The 17,373-nt window shown below is 40.6% G+C and carries 17 protein-coding genes; 10 read left to right on the plus strand and 7 right to left on the minus strand.

All coding sequences use genetic code 11. From position 1 onward, the window contains the following. Positions 1-57: 57 nt before the first annotated feature. Both DUT71_RS11500 and DUT71_RS11505 read left to right on the plus strand, forming a co-directional pair. Complete coding sequence (locus DUT71_RS11500; protein ID WP_113662679.1) at positions 58-537, plus strand: Fur family transcriptional regulator; 480 nt, start codon at positions 58-60, stop codon at positions 535-537. Between the two features lie 37 nt (positions 538-574). Next, positions 575-1,852: an adenylosuccinate synthase gene (locus DUT71_RS11505; RefSeq protein ID WP_113662680.1), complete on the plus strand. Its 1,278-nt coding sequence runs from the start codon at positions 575-577 to the stop codon at positions 1,850-1,852. Positions 1,853-1,903: 51 nt separating this feature from the next. Here the strand turns inward: DUT71_RS11505 and DUT71_RS11510 are convergent, their stop codons facing one another. Next, on the minus strand, positions 1,904-2,497 hold the full coding sequence (locus tag DUT71_RS11510; protein WP_162796031.1) for a tetratricopeptide repeat protein: 594 nt from the start codon (positions 2,495-2,497) through the stop codon (positions 1,904-1,906). 90 nt (positions 2,498-2,587) lie between these two features. On the opposite strand from DUT71_RS11510, the gene DUT71_RS11515 reads away from it, so the two are divergent. Continuing rightward, positions 2,588-3,844 carry an anthranilate synthase component I family protein gene (locus DUT71_RS11515; RefSeq protein ID WP_113662682.1) on the plus strand — a complete coding sequence of 419 codons (1,257 nt, stop codon included), beginning with the start codon at positions 2,588-2,590 and terminating at the stop codon, positions 3,842-3,844. A gap of 91 nt (positions 3,845-3,935) precedes the next feature. Here the strand turns inward: DUT71_RS11515 and DUT71_RS11520 are convergent, their stop codons facing one another. The 4 genes from DUT71_RS11520 to DUT71_RS11535 form a co-directional block, all read right to left on the minus strand. Further along, positions 3,936-4,742, minus strand: a complete 807-nt coding sequence (locus tag DUT71_RS11520) for a M48 family metallopeptidase (protein WP_113662683.1) — start codon at positions 4,740-4,742, stop codon at positions 3,936-3,938. Positions 4,743-4,852: 110 nt separating this feature from the next. Continuing rightward, on the minus strand, positions 4,853-5,500 hold the full coding sequence (plsY, locus tag DUT71_RS11525; protein ID WP_113662684.1) for a glycerol-3-phosphate 1-O-acyltransferase PlsY: 648 nt from the start codon (positions 5,498-5,500) through the stop codon (positions 4,853-4,855). A gap of 57 nt (positions 5,501-5,557) precedes the next feature. After that, positions 5,558-6,400 (minus strand): carboxylating nicotinate-nucleotide diphosphorylase, encoded by an 843-nt coding sequence (nadC, locus tag DUT71_RS11530; RefSeq protein WP_113662685.1) that lies wholly within the window; start codon positions 6,398-6,400, stop codon positions 5,558-5,560. Positions 6,401-6,449: 49 nt separating this feature from the next. Next, positions 6,450-6,821 carry a DUF4783 domain-containing protein gene (locus DUT71_RS11535; RefSeq protein ID WP_240186911.1) on the minus strand — a complete coding sequence of 124 codons (372 nt, stop codon included), beginning with the start codon at positions 6,819-6,821 and terminating at the stop codon, positions 6,450-6,452. 165 nt (positions 6,822-6,986) lie between these two features. Here DUT71_RS11535 and gpmI point away from each other — a divergent pair, with 165 nt between their 5' ends. Beyond that, positions 6,987-8,507: a 2,3-bisphosphoglycerate-independent phosphoglycerate mutase gene (gene gpmI, locus DUT71_RS11540; RefSeq protein ID WP_113662686.1), complete on the plus strand. Its 1,521-nt coding sequence runs from the start codon at positions 6,987-6,989 to the stop codon at positions 8,505-8,507. 34 nt (positions 8,508-8,541) lie between these two features. Then, a complete protein-coding gene (locus DUT71_RS11545; RefSeq protein WP_113662687.1) occupies positions 8,542-9,069 on the plus strand; it encodes a hypothetical protein in 528 nt (175 codons plus the stop codon). A gap of 4 nt (positions 9,070-9,073) precedes the next feature. Here the strand turns inward: DUT71_RS11545 and DUT71_RS11550 are convergent, their stop codons facing one another. Continuing rightward, positions 9,074-9,700: a tetratricopeptide repeat protein gene (locus DUT71_RS11550; protein WP_113662711.1), complete on the minus strand. Its 627-nt coding sequence runs from the start codon at positions 9,698-9,700 to the stop codon at positions 9,074-9,076. A 290-nt stretch (positions 9,701-9,990) separates the two neighbouring features. Here DUT71_RS11550 and lon point away from each other — a divergent pair, with 290 nt between their 5' ends. Then, positions 9,991-12,456, plus strand: coding sequence for an endopeptidase La (gene lon / locus DUT71_RS11555; RefSeq protein WP_113662688.1), 2,466 nt, complete (start codon positions 9,991-9,993; stop codon positions 12,454-12,456). A gap of 3 nt (positions 12,457-12,459) precedes the next feature. Next, the gene (locus DUT71_RS11560; protein WP_113662689.1) at positions 12,460-13,413 is read left to right on the plus strand and encodes a lipid A deacylase LpxR family protein; all 954 of its coding nucleotides are present in this window, start codon (positions 12,460-12,462) and stop codon (positions 13,411-13,413) included. A gap of 185 nt (positions 13,414-13,598) precedes the next feature. Here DUT71_RS11560 and arfB read toward each other — a convergent pair whose 3' ends face one another. Beyond that, positions 13,599-14,066: an alternative ribosome rescue aminoacyl-tRNA hydrolase ArfB gene (gene arfB / locus DUT71_RS11565; protein ID WP_240186912.1), complete on the minus strand. Its 468-nt coding sequence runs from the start codon at positions 14,064-14,066 to the stop codon at positions 13,599-13,601. A 2-nt stretch (positions 14,067-14,068) separates the two neighbouring features. Here arfB and cmk point away from each other — a divergent pair, with 2 nt between their 5' ends. From cmk to DUT71_RS11580, 3 genes are all read left to right on the plus strand, one after another. Then, positions 14,069-14,749, plus strand: a complete 681-nt coding sequence (cmk, locus tag DUT71_RS11570) for a (d)CMP kinase (RefSeq protein WP_113662691.1) — start codon at positions 14,069-14,071, stop codon at positions 14,747-14,749. A 12-nt stretch (positions 14,750-14,761) separates the two neighbouring features. Further along, positions 14,762-16,255: a TPM domain-containing protein gene (locus tag DUT71_RS11575; RefSeq protein ID WP_113662692.1), complete on the plus strand. Its 1,494-nt coding sequence runs from the start codon at positions 14,762-14,764 to the stop codon at positions 16,253-16,255. A gap of 72 nt (positions 16,256-16,327) precedes the next feature. Beyond that, on the plus strand, positions 16,328-17,158 hold the full coding sequence (locus DUT71_RS11580; protein WP_113662693.1) for a 3-keto-disaccharide hydrolase: 831 nt from the start codon (positions 16,328-16,330) through the stop codon (positions 17,156-17,158). Positions 17,159-17,373 lie beyond the last annotated feature (215 nt).

Here is a 17,373-nt window from a genome sequence, read left to right on the forward strand (position 1 = left end):
CTCAAATCGTTTAATCTGTGAAATCAAATAGTTACCTTTGATTGGAGTTTAAAAACTATGTCTGAACAGAACACAAGCGAGTTGGTAAGAAAGATTTTCGAAGCCTATCTCGAAAATAAAAACTTAAGAAAAACCCCTGAGCGTTTCGCAATCTTAGAAGAAATCTATTCCAGAGACGACCATTTTGATGTGGAAACCCTTTATATCCACATGAAGAACCAAAAATACCGAGTAAGTAGAGCAACAGTTTACAACACTTTGGAGTTATTGGTTTCATGTGATTTGGTAACCAAACATCAATTTGGTAAAAATATGGCCCAGTTTGAAAAATCATACGGCTACCACCAACATGACCACGTCATCTGTATTGATTGTGGTAAAGTGGTTGAATTTTGCGATCCTCGTATTGGCCAGATCCAAAGTATGGTTGGCGACTTGCTGAAATTCGACATCAAACACCACTCTTTAAATCTTTATGGAGTATGTTTCGATTGCAGTGCTGCTGCTACCATCAAAAACAAAGCACATACTAATTAATCACATATAACCAATCTTATTCTCTTAATTTAAAATAATGACGCAAGTAGACGTACTACTAGGCCTGCAGTGGGGCGATGAAGGTAAAGGAAAAATTGTTGACGTTCTTAGCCCTCAATATGATTTAATTGCCCGTTTTCAGGGCGGACCAAACGCAGGGCATACGCTAGAATTTGACGGCAAAAAATTTGTTCTGAACACGATCCCTTCTGGGATATTCAATGAAAAAACCATGAACCTTATCGGTAATGGCGTAGTAATTGACCCAATCATTTTAAAAAGAGAATTAGATAACCTAAAAGCCGCTGGGCACGATCCAGTAGGTGCTGGAAAGTTAGTACTTGCACGCAAGGCCCATTTAATTTTACCTACCCACCAATTATTGGATGCCGCTAATGAGCAAAAAATGGGCGCTGGTAAAATTGGATCTACCTTAAAGGGCATTGGCCCTACCTATATGGACAAAACTGGCCGTAATGGTATCCGTGTGGGCGACACTACACTTCCTGATTTCAAAGAAAGATACGAGAAGCTAGTACAAAAACACAAAGAAATTCTTTCTCATTACGAGTTTGAGTACAATTTGACAGAAAAAGAAGCAGCCTTTTTTGAGGCTATTGAATTCATCAAGTCTATTCCGCATGTAGATAGTGAACATTTCGTAAATGGCTACTTAAAGGAGGGCAAGAAAGTATTGGCTGAAGGTGCTCAAGGCACTTTGTTAGATGTTGATTTTGGCTCATATCCTTTTGTAACCTCGTCAAACACTACTACTGCCGGCGCTTGCACTGGTTTGGGTATTGCCCCTAATAAAGTTGGGGATGTTTACGGGATTTTTAAAGCTTACTGTACCAGAGTTGGAGGTGGCCCCTTCCCTACCGAGTTATTTGACGAAACAGGCGAAACTTTACGTGCAGTGGGTCATGAGTTTGGTGCAACTACTGGGAGAGCCCGTCGTTGCGGCTGGATTGATATCCCTGCATTGAAATATGCCATTATGCTAAACGGGGTAACCGAATTGATCATGATGAAGGCTGACGTACTAGACGGATTTGATACTATTTATGCTTGTACACATTACGAGCACGATGGCAAAACCATCGATTATATGCCGTATGACATCATTACCGTACAACCAAAACCTGTGCTGAAAGCAATAGAAGGCTGGAAAACTGATTTAACCAAGATTACTTCACTGGATCAAATTCCTGCGCAGCTAAAGTCGTACATTGAGTTCCTGGAAAAAGAATTGGAAGTGCCAATCAAATATTTATCTGTTGGTCCTGATAGAACACAAACACTTACTTTAAAATAAAAAAGTAATTTTATCAAAAATCCCGCTGCTAACTGCAACGGGATTTTTTGTTTATTCATCATCCAAAAGGGTTACGCAACTCCCTTCCATCGTTTTCAACCGACTAGGTAAGCTAGCAATCGACTGTTGATCTTTGATACTTTTGTACAGGTTGGTAATGATAGTTAATGTCTCTTCATCTGGTTCACAAGCTTGGTACTTTTCCAAATGCGGCAGTGCCTTTAAAACCATTTCTTTGTATTTTGAAAAGGCATTAGCATTTGCTGTAGCGTTCTTCGCAGCGCTAGCTTCATTCATTTGTTTCACGAAAGGCTTGGTTTTACCTAAATAGATAAACCCTAAAGCTCTCCGCAAAACGGTGTAGTTTGCTTCTCCTTTCAACGATTGTTCATAATACACCAGTGCACTTTCAGCATCGCCTATCTCCTCGTGCATTCTTCCCAAATGATACTGCAAATTAGTTACCTGTTTAGGGCTAAGTTGCTCTTGTTGCTGCAGCAGCTTTTTCATTTTTGCAATGTGCTCAGCATCGCCCTTGGTAGTCCTGTACACGGTAAAATCTTGGTAGCCTTCTTTAGCATTTTGGGCATTCACCGCAAACGCAGTACCTAGCAAAACACAGAGCGTTAACATTTTCTTCATCATAAATTCGATTTAATAATTGATTTGCCAAGATATTAATTTAAAATAATAATAATGCTTCATTTACATTTTTAACTTTGCAGCATATAAAAGATGAATGTTACCCAAATTCAGGTTTTTAAACAGAAAGCACTTCAATACGCAGCCAGTTTTGAAGTTTGCAGCTATTTAGATTCACATCATTATCCTGATAAGTACGGCAAGCACGATTGTTTAATCGCTTTTGGCTTAGAGAACGAATTGTCTGCGAAAGTAGGCCAAGCTTTTTCTGCCTTAAAAACTTTTGTGGGGGAGCACCAAGATTGGATGTTTGGCATGCTGGGCTACGATCTAAAAAATGAAATAGAAGCACTAGAAGCTACAAAAACAGACTTGCTGAACTTCCCCGACCTGTACTTTTTCATCCCGCAATATCTTATCGCAATTCATGGAAATCAGCTCAATGTAGTTAAGGGAGATAAAACGATTGTAGATAAAATCCTTCAGCTGGAAATAAAAGAGCAACCCCAACCAATCAACCTAAACATCAACAGCAAACTGAGCAAACAAGCTTATTTGGATAAATTAGAGAGCATTAAGCAACACATCAAACGCGGCGATATTTATGAAATGAATTTTTGCCAAGAATTTTTTGATGACCACGCTGAAATAGACCCTTTACTGGTATACAATAAACTTAAGGCTATTTCTCCAACGCCATTTTCTGGTTTTCTTAAAATTCGAGACAAGTTTGTTTTATCGGCTACGCCAGAAAGATTTTTAGCGAAAAATGGGCGTAAACTTACCTCGCAACCGATTAAAGGCACTGCTAAACGAAGCGAAAACCTTATAGAAGACAGCCTGATCAAGACCGCACTTAGAAACAGCGAAAAGGAACGGGCCGAAAATGTGATGATTGTTGACCTAGTTAGAAATGACCTCACCAAAAGCGCCGTAAAAGGAACGGTAAAAGTTGAGGAACTTTTTGGTATTTATAGTTTCCCGCAGGTACACCAAATGATTTCGAGCATTAGTTGCGAGCTTTCGCCCGATGTTCATTTTGTAGATGCCATTAAAAATACTTTCCCTATGGGCTCCATGACAGGCGCACCAAAACTACGTGCCATGCAGCTCATTGACCAATATGAAGTAAGCAAGCGTGGCGTTTATTCGGGCTCTATCGGATACATTAGTCCTAACGGAGATTTCGATTTCAATGTAATCATCAGAAGCATCCTTTATAACGCGACCAGTAAATACCTTTCCTTTCAGGTGGGCGGCGCAATTACCCATCAATCAGATAGTGAAAAAGAATATGAGGAATGCTTGTTGAAAGCTTCGGCAATGATGAGCGTACTTGTTAGTGGTTAGTGCTGGATGATCTAAACGAAAGAAGGTTTAAAGCCTGATCTATAAATTATCCAGACTTTAAACCTTAAACTTAGTACCTTATACTTGCGTTCTATTTCCCTTTATAGTATTTCATCGCCTCTGGCAAATCTTTCTGTATTTGTGCTATACGAGCTTGATCAGTGGGGTGAGTGCTTAAAAAGGCTGGTGGTTTTTGTGACCCTGAGCTGGCTTGCGCCATTCTTTGCCAAAAACCAACTGCATTAGTAGGGTTATAACCAGCCATTGCCATAAAGGACAAACCCATTTTATCAGCTTCCAATTCCTGGCTTCTTCCGTAGCTTAAAATAGTTAGCTGTCCGCCTATACCGTAGGCCGCATTAATGTATTGCGAATATTTGGAATTAGCAGTAGCCACACCCACTGCAGCACCTAAGCCCTGCGCAACGGTCATCTGCGATGCTCTCTCTGCCGAGTGCTGTGCAATGGCATGGGCCACTTCGTGTCCCATCACGGTTGCCAAACCAGCTTCATCTTTTGTTACAGGTAAAATACCTGTATAAACAGCAATTTTACCTCCCGGCATACACCACGCATTGATTTCTTTGCTATCAATTAAATTATATTCCCATTTATAGTTTTTAATTTGATCTCCATAGCCGTTTTGGTTCATATATTGGGTAACCGCAGCAGCAATTTTTTGGCCAACACGTTTTACCATTGCCGCATTAGCGTTATTTGAGGCAACAACTTTGGTTTGGGGGTCGCTCAACAATTGGGCGTAACCAATGGCCGCTTGTTGCTGCAATTGGCTATCGTCTACCAAACTTAACCTACTACGTCCAGTTAAAGGAACCGTTGAACATGATGAGATGGCAAGTAATGCCGTTGCCACTCCAAAAAGCATTGTTTTTTTCATCTGTTTATTTTTTTCCTAGGGGATAATACCATTGTAACCCCAACAGTTTTGTTTTGTTTTTTACCCAAAGCATAACTGTTTAAGGCTTGTTTTTGTTTTGTTAATTTGGGCTAAGCCTGTTTTTTCTTAAAAAGATAAACTTTTGATTCTTTCCCTTTAAGCAAGCGCTCTATATTTTTTTGATGTGTAACCAATATCAGTACACAAACACATATACTATAAAGCACTTCGGCTTTTACGGTAGATTGGAATACAAAAACTGTGCCCAACGGAAAGGTAAATCCCGCACAAATTGAACTTAAGGAAACATACTTTGAAATTAGCAGTACGGTAATAAATACACTCACGCACAGCAAGGCTGCCCAAGGATTTACAGCCAGCACCATTCCAAAAAGGGTGGCCACCCCCTTACCGCCCCTAAAACCAGCAAAAATTGGGAAAAGATGCCCCATTACGGCAATTACGCCCAGGGCCAGCTCGTAGTTAACAAATTGTGCCGAATATTTAGGCCCAGTAACAGACAAGCCTATCAGATATGCTAATTTAGTAGCGGTAAATCCCTTTAAAATATCGATGGTCATTACCACAATGCCTGGCTTTTTACCTAAAACCCTAAAAGTGTTGGTAGCACCGGCATTGCCACTTCCGTACTCCCTCACGTCTATACCGTAAAAAGCCTGCCCAAGCCAAACAGCCGTAGGAATTGACCCTAAAAGATAGGCTGCAATAAGCGCAGAAATGGAATAGATTGAAATCATTTGCCTACAATGATACTAAAAAAAATACTTTTGGAATGTTTACAAGATCTCTACCCATTAAAAAGCCTTTAAACTCAAGTCCAAACTTTTTACCGAATGTGTTAATGCTCCCATCGAGATAAAATCAACGCCACAAGCGGCGTATTCAGCGACATTATCTTCCACAATTCCACCTGAAGCTTCCGTTAAAAACCGCCCGTCAATCATCGCTATGGCCTGTTTCAATAAAGCCGGCTCAAAGTTATCTAACATAATTCGATCTACCGCACCGATAGCCAGCACCTGCTGTAGCTCCTCCAGGTTTCTTACTTCTATCTCAATCTGCAGTTTTTTACCCGTGCGCTTCAAATAATCGTTGGCTTGTGTAATGGCATTTTTAATCCCGCCGGCATAATCTACGTGGTTGTCCTTAATCAAAATCATGTCATATAATCCAATCCGATGATTTACGCCGCCGCCAATCCTTACTGCCCATTTTTCCAAATACCGCAATCCGGGAGTAGTTTTTCTGGTGTCCAAAACCTTGGTTTTGTATCCCTCTAAACGTTTTACGATGCGATTTGTTTGGGTGGCAATACCGCTCATACGCTGCATGCAGTTAAGCACCAATCGTTCGGCAAGCAAGATCGAATGCGTGCTGCCACTTACGGTAAAAGCAATATCACCTGGTTTTATTTCTTCGCCATCGTGCAATTTAACCTCTACTTTTAAAGTATTGTCTATTTGATTGAAAATTTCCAAGGCTAGTTCAACACCTGCTAAAATACCTTCTTCCTTTACAATTAACTTGGCTTTGCCCTGTGTTCCCTGCGCAATGGTAGATAATGAGGTATGATCACCGTCACCAACATCTTCGGCAATGGCATTTTTTATAAATAGATCAGTTAGTTTCTTATCCAACGTTTTAAGATTTGCCACAAAAATAGCAAAAAAGCGTATCAATCAGGAACTATCTCTCTGGCTCTATTCTCAACTCGGTGATTTGAAAACTGTTAGATGATTTTTTCATCGTAACCGTAACCCTAAATTTTTCGGTTTTAGTGGTTAACGACAAAATAGTAAGCCTATAATTTGGATTGTTGCTAAGCTTATGAATAATGCTGGCTTTATTGGGAGGGTTTTTCAGAAAAAAATCTTTCAGGATCTGCTCGGCCTGTGCTCTATTATAGACATCTTCCTGATCAATGATGATGAGTTCTATGGACGTGGCAAACCTTTTGGCAATTTCTTTCGAGTTGCCCTGCTTAAAGTTCATCGCCAATTCATCAGCAATATCGCCCTGCATAGCCTCTTGAGGCTGCAAATGCAAAAACATTACCATGAGCGCAAGTATAGATTTAAACATCATCCTTAAAAACTAAAACATTTGTACCGCCAAAACTATGCCATTTATCCGTTTTTTAAATATAAAATATTGGGTTTAGGGCTTAATTTCAAGTATATTTGCAAAACAACGTAAAACAAAGCATAAAACAAAACGATAATAATGGAAGCTAAAAAACTGGTACTGTTAATTCTTGATGGGTGGGGCTACGGACATAAGGACAAATCTGATGCTGCTTATGCCGCCAATACTCCTTTTTTTGATTCGCTACTGCTTAACTATCCCAACTCAAAGCTTGAGGCCTCTGGCGAAGCGGTAGGGTTACCGGTTGGGCAAATGGGAAATTCAGAAGTGGGCCATATGAATTTAGGTGCCGGTCGTGTGGTTTACCAAGAACTTGGGCGCATCAACAAGGCTATTACAGATAAAACTTTAAACCATAACCAAACCCTTTTAAATGCTTTTGCTTATGCCAAAGCCAACCATAAGCCTGTTCATTTTATGGGGTTGGTATCTGACGGCGGTGTACACGCTCACATTAATCATTTAATGGCCCTGTGCGATATTGCCCAAGAAAATGGCCTAACCGAGGTTTTTGTGCACGCTTTTTTGGATGGCAGGGATACAGACCCAAATGGCGGCTTAAACTATATCACCGCATTAGACAGACATTTAGAAAAATCGGTGGGTAAAATTGCCAGTATTGTAGGCAGGTACTATGCCATGGATAGGGATAACCGCTGGGAAAGGGTAAAACTAGCCTACGACGTAATGGTAAACGGCATTGGCGAGAAGTTTACCAGTCCTGAATTAGCGGTTCAACATTCGTATGCAGAAGGCATCACCGATGAATTTACCAAACCTATGGTTATTGTAGATGAACAAGGCAATCCAACGGCGACCATTAAAGAAGGCGATGTGGTTATTTGTTTTAATTACCGTACCGACAGAGGCAGGGAAATTACACAGGCACTTTGCCAAAAAGATTTCCCTGAACAGAACATGTGCAAGCTACCCTTGTACTACGTAACCATGACTACTTACGACGAAAGCTTTGAAAACGTAAACGTAGTTTTCACTAAAGATGATTTAAACAACACTTTGGGTGAAGTTTTGGCCGCAAATGGCAAAAAACAAATCAGAATTGCAGAAACGGAAAAATATCCTCATGTAACCTTCTTCTTCTCCGGTGGCAGAGAAAAAGAATTTGAGAACGAAAAAAGAATCTTGGTTCCTTCTCCAAAAGTGGCCACCTATGATTTACAACCAGAAATGAGTGCTGCCGGAATTACCGAAGCAATCGTTAGGGAATTGGAAAGTAAGTGGCCTGATTTTGTATGTTTAAATTTTGCTAACCCCGATATGGTAGGGCACACGGGTGTTTTTGATGCCGTAGTTAAAGCGGTAGAAACGGTTGATGCCTGTACCCAGGCCGTAGTACAAACTGGAATTGCAAACGGCTATTCGTTCATTATCCTTGCCGATCATGGAAATGCTGAGTTTATGCTCAATGACGATGGCTCTGTAAATACTGCACATACCACCAATTTAGTCCCTTGTATTTTGATTGATAAAGATTTCAAATCAATAGCCGACGGTAAATTAGGCGATATTGGCCCAACTGTATTGAAAATCATGGGCATTCCAGTTCCTGAAATTATGACAGGCAATTGTTTGGTTTAACTACCGCCACAAAGTGGATACAGATCATAACCAGATGAAAAAATACATTTTAGGCTTACTTGTACTTGGCTTGTTCTCTTGTGTTAAACGAGAGAACCAAAGTACAGGTACGCTTTTATATTTTGACCTTAAAGGCTATTTCGAGAAAGAAGCAAATCGATTACAGCAAGCAAAACCCACCGTAAATAAACAGGTACTTTCCAAGGGGGAAACTGAGCAGAAAGCTATTCAAATAGCTAACTGGAAAAGTGAATTGGCGGTATTTGAAGCTGCCGATATCAACAAAGCTTCGTGGCGCGGGGAGTTCACGATCAAACCTTTAGGTGATGGGATATCCTACACAACTACAAACGAAAAAATTCCCGTAAAAAAGCTCGAGATTTTTAAAACTGGCAATAAAATCACCAGCATTAAAATCTACAAATCTTCTGAAAACCGGCTTTATTTGGCCAAGGACACACTCATTTACTATCCAGACAGCCTGTACATGGTACAAAGTGCGCAAAAAATAAAGCTCCTAGCCCCTAAAACGTACCGCATAGTGGGCAATTTCAGCAAATAAGATATTACTTCAAGCTAGAAATTTGCGCTTTCACGTAGTCGATGAGCGAAATGACATCCTTTTTTAACGGCTGCATGGTCAAAATCTTCTGAAAATCGGCGATCGAGTTATTGAAAAGAGAAACACAAGCTGCCTTCTCCGCTGATTTTTTGATTTTGTAAGATTTAAAAATACCATAGTCCTTGTAGGCTACTCCCCTGTTCTGTAAAATCTGAACATCTTCCTCGCCACTAATTTCCATTGCTTTTGAAAAATCTTTAATGGCAGCGGTGTAAAAACTTTCACGCATTTGGTTCAACGCTTCTTTAGGGGCGTTGGCAATATTCAACCTAGCTTTTCCTCTGTAATAATAGGCCGAATAATCTGTAGGTTTTATGGCTATCAACCGCGTGTATGCCGCTATCGCATTTTCAAAATCGCCATTTTGGAAATAAGAATAGCCCAACATTTTGAGTACGTTGATATTGCCTGGGTCCTTAGCTTCGGCTTTTTCTAATAAAACAACTGCGTTTTTAAAGTCGCCTTTCATCCACGCTTGCGTACCCTGTTTCTCGAAATTGCTTTGAGCATTAGCTTGCAGCCCAAATGAAATAGCGATTAATAATAGATAAGTTCTTGTAAGGAATTTCATTAAAAGTGTTTTAGGTAAATCTACGTACTCCATCGTTAAATTAAAAATGTTATACTAATTTACTTTTATTGTGCAATAATATCAATAAACGTACAATTTTGCTAAATATGATTTTTATTAAACAGATTTATTGCGCATGACTTTTTTGCCGTTTTTTTGATGACAATTGTTTTATGGCCAACAATTATGATTTTTGGCACAGGAGTTGAAACTACTCACACCACAACATATTTGATAAATTTAAGTGCTGACGCTGTCATAATGTCGGCCAATTTTAATATACAAACTGAATGAGCAAACAAGACCCGTTTGATTTTAACACTTTACCTATCATAAACGAAGATACTGAGTTTTTTCCGTTAATGTCGCAGCAAGATGAAGACGAGATGAACAGTGAGGAAACTCCTGAAATACTTTCTATCCTGCCTTTGAGAAATACCGTTTTGTTTCCCGGCGTGGTTATTCCTATTACCGTAGGTAGAGACAAATCAATAAAATTGATTAAAGAGGCCTATAAAGGTGATAGAGTGATTGGCGTAGTGGCCCAAAAAGATGTTTCCATCGAAGATCCTTCATTTGAGCAGCTTCACGGTGTAGGTACGGTAGCTAATATCATCAAAATGCTTCAAATGCCCGACGGGAATACCACGGTAATTATACAGGGCAAACAACGTTTCCAGCTGGTGCAGGAAGTGCAAACTGAGCCTTTTATCAAGGCTGTAGTGGCCAAGTTTACCGAAACCAAGCATAAAAACGACAAGGAATTTAAGAACTTGGTGGCTGCCATCAAGGAAATGTCGAGCCAAATCATCCAGCTTTCGCCAAATATCCCCAGCGAGGCCGGAATTGCCCTGAAAAATATTGAAAGTACTTCTTTCTTGATCAATTTCATTTCCTCCAACATGAATGCCGAAATGGCCGACAAGCAGCGAATGCTTGAAATGGGCAATTTGCGTAAACGTGCCGAAATGGTGATGGATTTGCTCACGCAAGAATTACAAATGTTGGAGCTTAAAAACCAAATCCAGTCGAAAGTACGTACTGATCTGGACAAGCAACAACGTGATTACTTCCTTAACCAACAACTAAAAACCATCCAAGAGGAATTGGGCAACTCCGCCGATTTGGAATTTGAAGCCTTGCAGGCCAGAGGTAAAAAGAAAAAATGGAATGCCAGCATTGCCGACCATTTTAACAAGGAATTGGAAAAGCTAGGTCGTATGAACCCGGCGGCTCCCGATTATTCTATCCAAATGAATTATTTGGAATTGCTTTTAGACCTTCCCTGGAACGAGTTCACCAAAGATAATTTTGATTTAAAAAGAGCGCAACGCATTTTAGACAAAGACCATTTCGGCTTAGAAAAAGTAAAACAGCGCATCATCGAATACTTAGCGGTGCTAAAGTTAAAACGTGATATGAAAGCCCCAATTTTATGTTTGGTTGGCCCTCCGGGAGTAGGTAAAACTTCCCTAGGTAAATCTATCGCAAAAGCGCTTAATCGCAAATATGTACGTATGGCTTTGGGTGGCGTTAGAGATGAAGCAGAAATTAGGGGACATCGCAAAACCTACATTGGCGCAATGCCGGGGCGCATTATCCAATCCATCAAAAAGGCAGGTGCCGATAATCCTGTGTTTGTACTGGACGAAATAGATAAAGTAGGCTCCGATTTTCGCGGCGACCCTTCATCAGCGCTGCTTGAGGTGCTTGATCCCGAACAAAACAACGCCTTTAACGACCATTATGTAGAAGCAGAATACGATCTTTCAAATGTGCTTTTTATTGCTACCGCAAACTCGCTAAGCACCATCCAACCTGCTTTATTAGATCGTATGGAAATTATTGAGGTTAACGGCTATACCATTGAAGAGAAAATAGAGATCGCTAAAAAGTATCTGTTGCCTAAGCAAAAAGAGGTGCATGGTTTAGAAACTAAGCAAATCACCCTTAAAAATTCGCTTATCGAAAAGGTGATCGAAGATTATACCCGAGAAAGTGGCGTGCGTGGTTTAGAGAAAAAAATTGGCTCGCTGGTACGTGGCATTGCTACCAAAATTGCCATGGATGAACCATACGAACCTATTTTAGACCTGAAAGATGTTGAGCGCATATTGGGCGCCCCTATTTTTGACAAAGATGCCTACGAAGGCAACGAAGTAGCTGGTGTAGTAACCGGCTTAGCCTGGACACAGGTAGGCGGCGACATTTTGTTCATTGAGGCTAGCTTAAGCCCTGGCAAGGGGAAACTCACCTTAACCGGAAACTTGGGCGATGTAATGAAAGAATCGGCCGTGATAGCCTTGGCCTATATCAGAGCACATGCACAGCAATTTGACATTAGCCGCGAGGTTTTTGACAATTTCGATATCCATATCCACGTTCCAGCAGGAGCTACGCCAAAAGATGGGCCCTCCGCAGGTATTACCATGTTAACGGCCTTGGTTTCTGTATTTACACAACGTAAAGTTAAATCTAATTTAGCCATGACCGGCGAAATTACCCTGCGAGGAAAAGTGCTTCCTGTAGGCGGAATTAAAGAAAAGATATTAGCCGCTAAACGTGCTAATATCAAAGAAATCATTTTATGCAAGTCTAACCGCAAGGATATCCTGGAAATCAAGGAAGATTACATCAAGGATTTAAAGTTCCATTATGTAACCGAAATGCAAGAAGTTATTAACTTAGCGCTAACCAAAGACAGGGTTAAAAACGCTATTGATTTAAGCATAAAAACTAAAACTAGTACCAATTAAAAAATGTACCAAAAACTTGTTCTGGCTGCCCTTGCCATTTTAGCTACTGTTTATAGTTCTTTTGCGCAAGAGCACAAGAACGAGTTTGGCTTTAAAAGTGATAACGATGCCTACTTGTGGTACGGCCAGGACCGTTATTACACCAATGGTCTTTTCATTTATTTCAGGAGAGCGCTTGATCAGCAGCAGCTTAAGGGAAATTTGGAAAAAGTGACCTATGAAATTTCTGCCGGCCAAAAAATGTACAATCCTTACTCAGGCTACCGCCCGGATCCAAAAACGCACGACAGGCCTTTTGCCGGATATTTGTACGGGGGTGCACAGGCAGGTTTCTTCTATAAAAAAGAAAGCCTTTTGAAAGTTGGATTGAACTTAGGCGTGGTAGGGCCCGATGCCCTGGGTAAAGAAGCACAAGATCTGCTACATAGTATTGTTGGTTTTTACGAAGTACAAGGCTGGGAATACCAAATTGCTAACGAATTTTCGGCAAACGCCAGTATTCAATTTGCCAAACTGCTTCATCGCAATAGCAGCAGCTCCGTAGATTTCATTTTAGACACCTATGCCAATGTGGGAACTACCTACAACAATGCAGGTTTAGGTGTTTTGTTTAGAGCGGGCAACATTAACCAGCTTTTCAACACTGCCCATTACCAGGCGGCCATTTCCAATAAAAGCAAAACCGAGAAGCTGAAGAAGCGTGAATTTTACTTTTATGCCAAACCTCAATTAAACCTTATTGCTTACGATGCCACCATTCAGGGCAGTTTATTTAACGACAAAAGTCCTGTTACTTTTGACACCAAGCCTTTGGTATTTTCGCAACAATTAGGCTTTAATTACAGCAGCCCTCGTTTTACGATAGACTATAGTTTGATTTTCCAATCAAAGGAAATTAAGAGCAGTGCCAAGGCCCACCAATACGGCAGCATTTCGATGTTTTATCGGTTTAATTAAGAATTAAGGTTATTTTCTTTAGGCACAGCCACACAGGATTTCAATTTGTATCTGTGGCTGTTTTTATGCGATACTTTGAGATAGGCCTGATGGCGAGGCACGAAACAATCTTAAAGTGATCAAGTATAAAGTAAAATATAAATTGCTTTGTACCTTGCAGTGGCACAAAATACCAGAAAAGCCCATCAATCGAAATTAAGTTTCCTTCTGCCCTCTTTCTTTTGCGAAAGCTGCGCTTTATTGGCCAAGCGTTTTTCTTTAACAGCCTTGGGAATTTTAGTAGCTTTCCTAGCTTTACGAACCTGCAACCCGGCCTTTAAAATGGCTATTAATTTAAGTACAGCCCGTTGTTTGTTCATGAACTGGCTTCTATCTTCCTGAGAAACTACATGTAGCAAGCCCTCGCTGTCTATTCTGGCAGCAAGCTTTTCTTTCAGTTGCCGCTTTTCTTCTTCAGAGAAAAAATCAGCATCGTCAATATCAAAAATCAGCTCTACCTTGCTGGAAACTTTATTGACATGCTGGCCACCTTTTCCCCCGCTTCTTGAGGTTTTAAAACTAACAACTTTTAATATTTCTGATTGCTCTGGTAACATCTCAACAAATGTAGCTTTAATTTCATTAAGTAGTTCCAACAGTATTATCTTTGCCAAGTATGAGAAAAAATCTGGTAATAGCAATAGACGGCTATTCATCTTGCGGAAAGAGCACATTGGCAAAGGCCCTAGCAAAAAAACTAGGATTTATTTATATAGATAGCGGCGCCATGTATAGAGCCATTACCCTTTATTTTTTACGCAACAAAGTAGATTTGGAAAACCATGATGCGGTTATAGATGCACTACAACACATCGAACTAAATTTTAATTCCAAGGATTACGAATCTCATATCACGCTCAATGGCGAAGAAGTTTCGGAGGAAATTAGGCTAATGCCCGTTTCCGAAGCGGTTAGCCCAGTTTCAGCCATTAAAGAGGTAAGGAAAGAAATGGTGAAGCAGCAACAGAGAATGGGCAAATCCAAAAATATTGTGATGGACGGGCGGGATATTGGCACTGCGGTATTTCCCGACGCACAGGTAAAGTTTTTCATGACCGCCGATCCAAAAATCAGGGCGGAACGCAGGTATAAGGAAATGGTGGCCAAAGGCGACCAGAACATTACGCTGGAAGAAGTGTTTGAGAATTTGGCGCACCGCGATTATGCAGACACTACCAGAGAGGAAAGTCCGCTAACGCGTGCCGAAGATGCCATTATTCTGGACAACACCGATATCACGGAAGAAGAACAGCTGAATTTTGCCCTTGAAAAAGTGCAACCTTTTTTGTCACATTAATACCTGACAAGAATGCTTAAAACGAAAATCTATACGACAGTAATTTTAAGTTTTCTTACACTTATTTCCTGGGCTAGGCAATACACTTTTGAAACTGTTCCAGACCCTAAAAAACAAGGACAGGATCAATATGTAAGTAATCCAGATGGGATTTTAACTTACAGTGAAATTGATGAGCTGAACCAAATTGCCAAGCGGATCGAAGCAACAGGCAAAGTAGAATATGCCATTGTGGTGATTAATGATTTTACCGCACAGGATGATGACTTCAATTTTGCTTATACCTTATTTAGTACTTGGGGCATTGGTAAAAAAGGGGCCAACAATGGCTTACTACTTTTAGTGGCCAAAGACCGAAGGCGATACCGTTTCATTACCGGTTCTGGTATCGAAGGTCTGCTTCCCGATGTCCGTTTAAAACAGATTGGTGAAAGGGCCCTAGTTCCAGATTTTAAGGAAGGGAATTACGGACAGGGGATTATAGCGGCTTCAAAAGTGATTGAACAAGTACTGAGCAGCCCTGATGGTGTAGCTGAACTAAACGCTCTCCTACCTAAACCGCCCACTTTTGTGGATAGAAATAGTACCAGTTTAATCGCCATTGCTTTAGTCATTCTAGCCTATTTTGGCCTACTTAAATTCGCCAATCGTTTAGTACCTAAAGCCACGAGGCCTATTAAAAAGGACGATTTTGAAGCTAAAAGCATTGTAGCCGGTTGCTTCATTATCTTTTTGGCTGTTTTTGGCGGCATTTTCCTCTTTGTAGTTCTGAACTTGAATATATTCGCTTTGTTTAAGCTCAAATATATCCCTTGGCTATTAGCCTTAATTGCTTCATTGACACTCACCATGCGATTTAACACTGGCCGAAAAGTCATCAAAAGCGAGCACGTAGATGTAGCCAGTTATTTGGAAGCCATGCAAGCCTATCTCAAAAAAATGCGCTTTTTAATCCCTTTTGCTCCATTTTCATTGATAGGTTTCTCCAGGCAATACGCCAAAAACAAAGCCTTAAAACTACAGCTTATTGCTCCCGAGGGCTTTGAAAACTATCAACGGGTAGACCGCAATAAAAATAGGAATGGCAAACCTTATTTGAGTGACGGGCAATACAAAGAAGAACTTCTTAAGGTGAAAAGCTATCAGATTTGGCTTGGTAACCAACCTAATGAAATAAAAATTATAGAATGGCCCGGGGAAAAGGCGGTTAACTATAGCCGTTGCGAAGCATGTAATTTCATTACATTAGCAAAACCAGAATTAAAAACCATTAAAGCGGCTACTTACAGCAGTGCTGGCGAAGCGGAACGCGTACAGGTATGCCAGTTTTGCAATCATAAAATAGTCCTTGAAACAGTGGTTCTAAGCAAACTGGTACGCAGCACCAGTTCCTCTTCTTCTTCTTCCTCTTCCTCCTCTTCCTCCTCTTCCTCCTCATCATCGTCCTCTTCAGGTAGCTGGGGTGGCGGGCGCAGCAGTGGTGGTGGCGCCGGTGGTGGCTGGTAAACTTAATGTTGTAAGTTTAATCTTGTTGTCCTATCTTAGGATTTTCTGATCTTAAACGTAATCCCAACCAAGATGCTTAAATACTTTCGGTTCCTGCTCCTAACGATATTACTATCCAGCTCATTTCATGGCTTCGCCCAAAAAGGGTGGATCAATCTTTTCAACGGAAAAGACCTTAAAGATTGGAACATCAAAATTGCCAAGCACGAATACAATGAGAATTTTGGCAATACTTTTTATGTAGAGAATGGGTTGATGAAAGTAAAATATGATGGTTACGAAAACTTTGATAAGCAATACGGGCATATTTTTTACAAAAAGCCTTTTTCTAATTACCTTTTGAAGGTGGAATACAGGTTTGTGGGCCAGCAGGCAAAAGGCGGCGAAGAATGGGCCTTAAGAAACAGTGGTGCTATGCTACATTGCCAAGATCCTGCAACGATGCTCAAAGACCAGAACTTTCCCATTTCTATAGAAGGACAATTTTTAGGTGGAAATGGCAAAGATGAACGCCCAACTGGCAATGTTTGTACGCCGGGAACCACTATCGAAATTAGAGACAGTTTGTTTACACCACATTGTTTAAACAGCAGTTCAAAAACCTATCATGGCGAACAATGGGTTACTGCAGAGTTTTTGGTACTGGGCGATTCTATCATCAAACACATTATCAATGGAGATACCGTTTTAACCTATACCCATCCAAAAATTGGCGGTAGTGGCGTGGGTAATTTCGACCCAAAAATAAAGCAAGACGGCAAACCCTTAACTGGTGGCTATATTGCCCTGCAAAGCGAAAGCCATCCCATTGAATTTAGGGTAGTGAAATTATTTGATTTGCAGCCTTATGTGAACGATAAAAACAATCTGGAAAAGGTATTGGAGAAACTAAAAAAACGATAAGCACGAGGTTATGCGCATATTTTTGCGGTTACAAAAAATAGAATTTAACCGTAAAGAAAAGTAAGATATGCGCCACGAACGCAAAGTTGGTGTTTTGCACCGGCTTGGGTTATTTAAACCCGATAGCAGCGAAAATACTTTTATGCGGTGGGAAAAACCTCGTAGGTTTGATGGGAATGGAGCAAAGGAAAACCTACGAGGTTTACGGCAGGGGG

Origin of the sequence: Pedobacter nanyangensis, from assembly GCF_003313505.1 — a bacterium.
Classification (GTDB): Bacteria; Bacteroidota; Bacteroidia; order Sphingobacteriales; family Sphingobacteriaceae; genus Pedobacter; species Pedobacter nanyangensis.

Excerpts from the sequence above, each read along its gene's own strand:
- DUT71_RS11500 (WP_113662679.1), top strand. The coding sequence starts at position 58 with ATGTCTGAACAGAACACAAGCGAGTTGGTAAGAAAGATTTTCGAAGCC.
- DUT71_RS11505 (WP_113662680.1), top strand. The coding sequence starts at position 575 with ATGACGCAAGTAGACGTACTACTAGGCCTGCAGTGGGGCGATGAAGGT.
- DUT71_RS11510 (WP_162796031.1), bottom strand. The coding sequence starts at position 2,497 with ATGATGAAGAAAATGTTAACGCTCTGTGTTTTGCTAGGTACTGCGTTT.
- DUT71_RS11515 (WP_113662682.1), top strand. The coding sequence starts at position 2,588 with ATGAATGTTACCCAAATTCAGGTTTTTAAACAGAAAGCACTTCAATAC.
- DUT71_RS11520 (WP_113662683.1), bottom strand. The coding sequence starts at position 4,742 with ATGAAAAAAACAATGCTTTTTGGAGTGGCAACGGCATTACTTGCCATC.
- plsY (WP_113662684.1), bottom strand. The coding sequence starts at position 5,500 with ATGATTTCAATCTATTCCATTTCTGCGCTTATTGCAGCCTATCTTTTA.
- DUT71_RS11535 (WP_240186911.1), bottom strand. The coding sequence starts at position 6,821 with ATGGTAATGTTTTTGCATTTGCAGCCTCAAGAGGCTATGCAGGGCGAT.
- gpmI (WP_113662686.1), top strand. The coding sequence starts at position 6,987 with ATGGAAGCTAAAAAACTGGTACTGTTAATTCTTGATGGGTGGGGCTAC.
- DUT71_RS11545 (WP_113662687.1), top strand. The coding sequence starts at position 8,542 with ATGAAAAAATACATTTTAGGCTTACTTGTACTTGGCTTGTTCTCTTGT.
- DUT71_RS11550 (WP_113662711.1), bottom strand. The coding sequence starts at position 9,700 with ATGAAATTCCTTACAAGAACTTATCTATTATTAATCGCTATTTCATTT.
- lon (WP_113662688.1), top strand. The coding sequence starts at position 9,991 with ATGAGCAAACAAGACCCGTTTGATTTTAACACTTTACCTATCATAAAC.
- DUT71_RS11560 (WP_113662689.1), top strand. The coding sequence starts at position 12,460 with ATGTACCAAAAACTTGTTCTGGCTGCCCTTGCCATTTTAGCTACTGTT.
- cmk (WP_113662691.1), top strand. The coding sequence starts at position 14,069 with ATGAGAAAAAATCTGGTAATAGCAATAGACGGCTATTCATCTTGCGGA.
- DUT71_RS11575 (WP_113662692.1), top strand. The coding sequence starts at position 14,762 with ATGCTTAAAACGAAAATCTATACGACAGTAATTTTAAGTTTTCTTACA.
- DUT71_RS11580 (WP_113662693.1), top strand. The coding sequence starts at position 16,328 with ATGCTTAAATACTTTCGGTTCCTGCTCCTAACGATATTACTATCCAGC.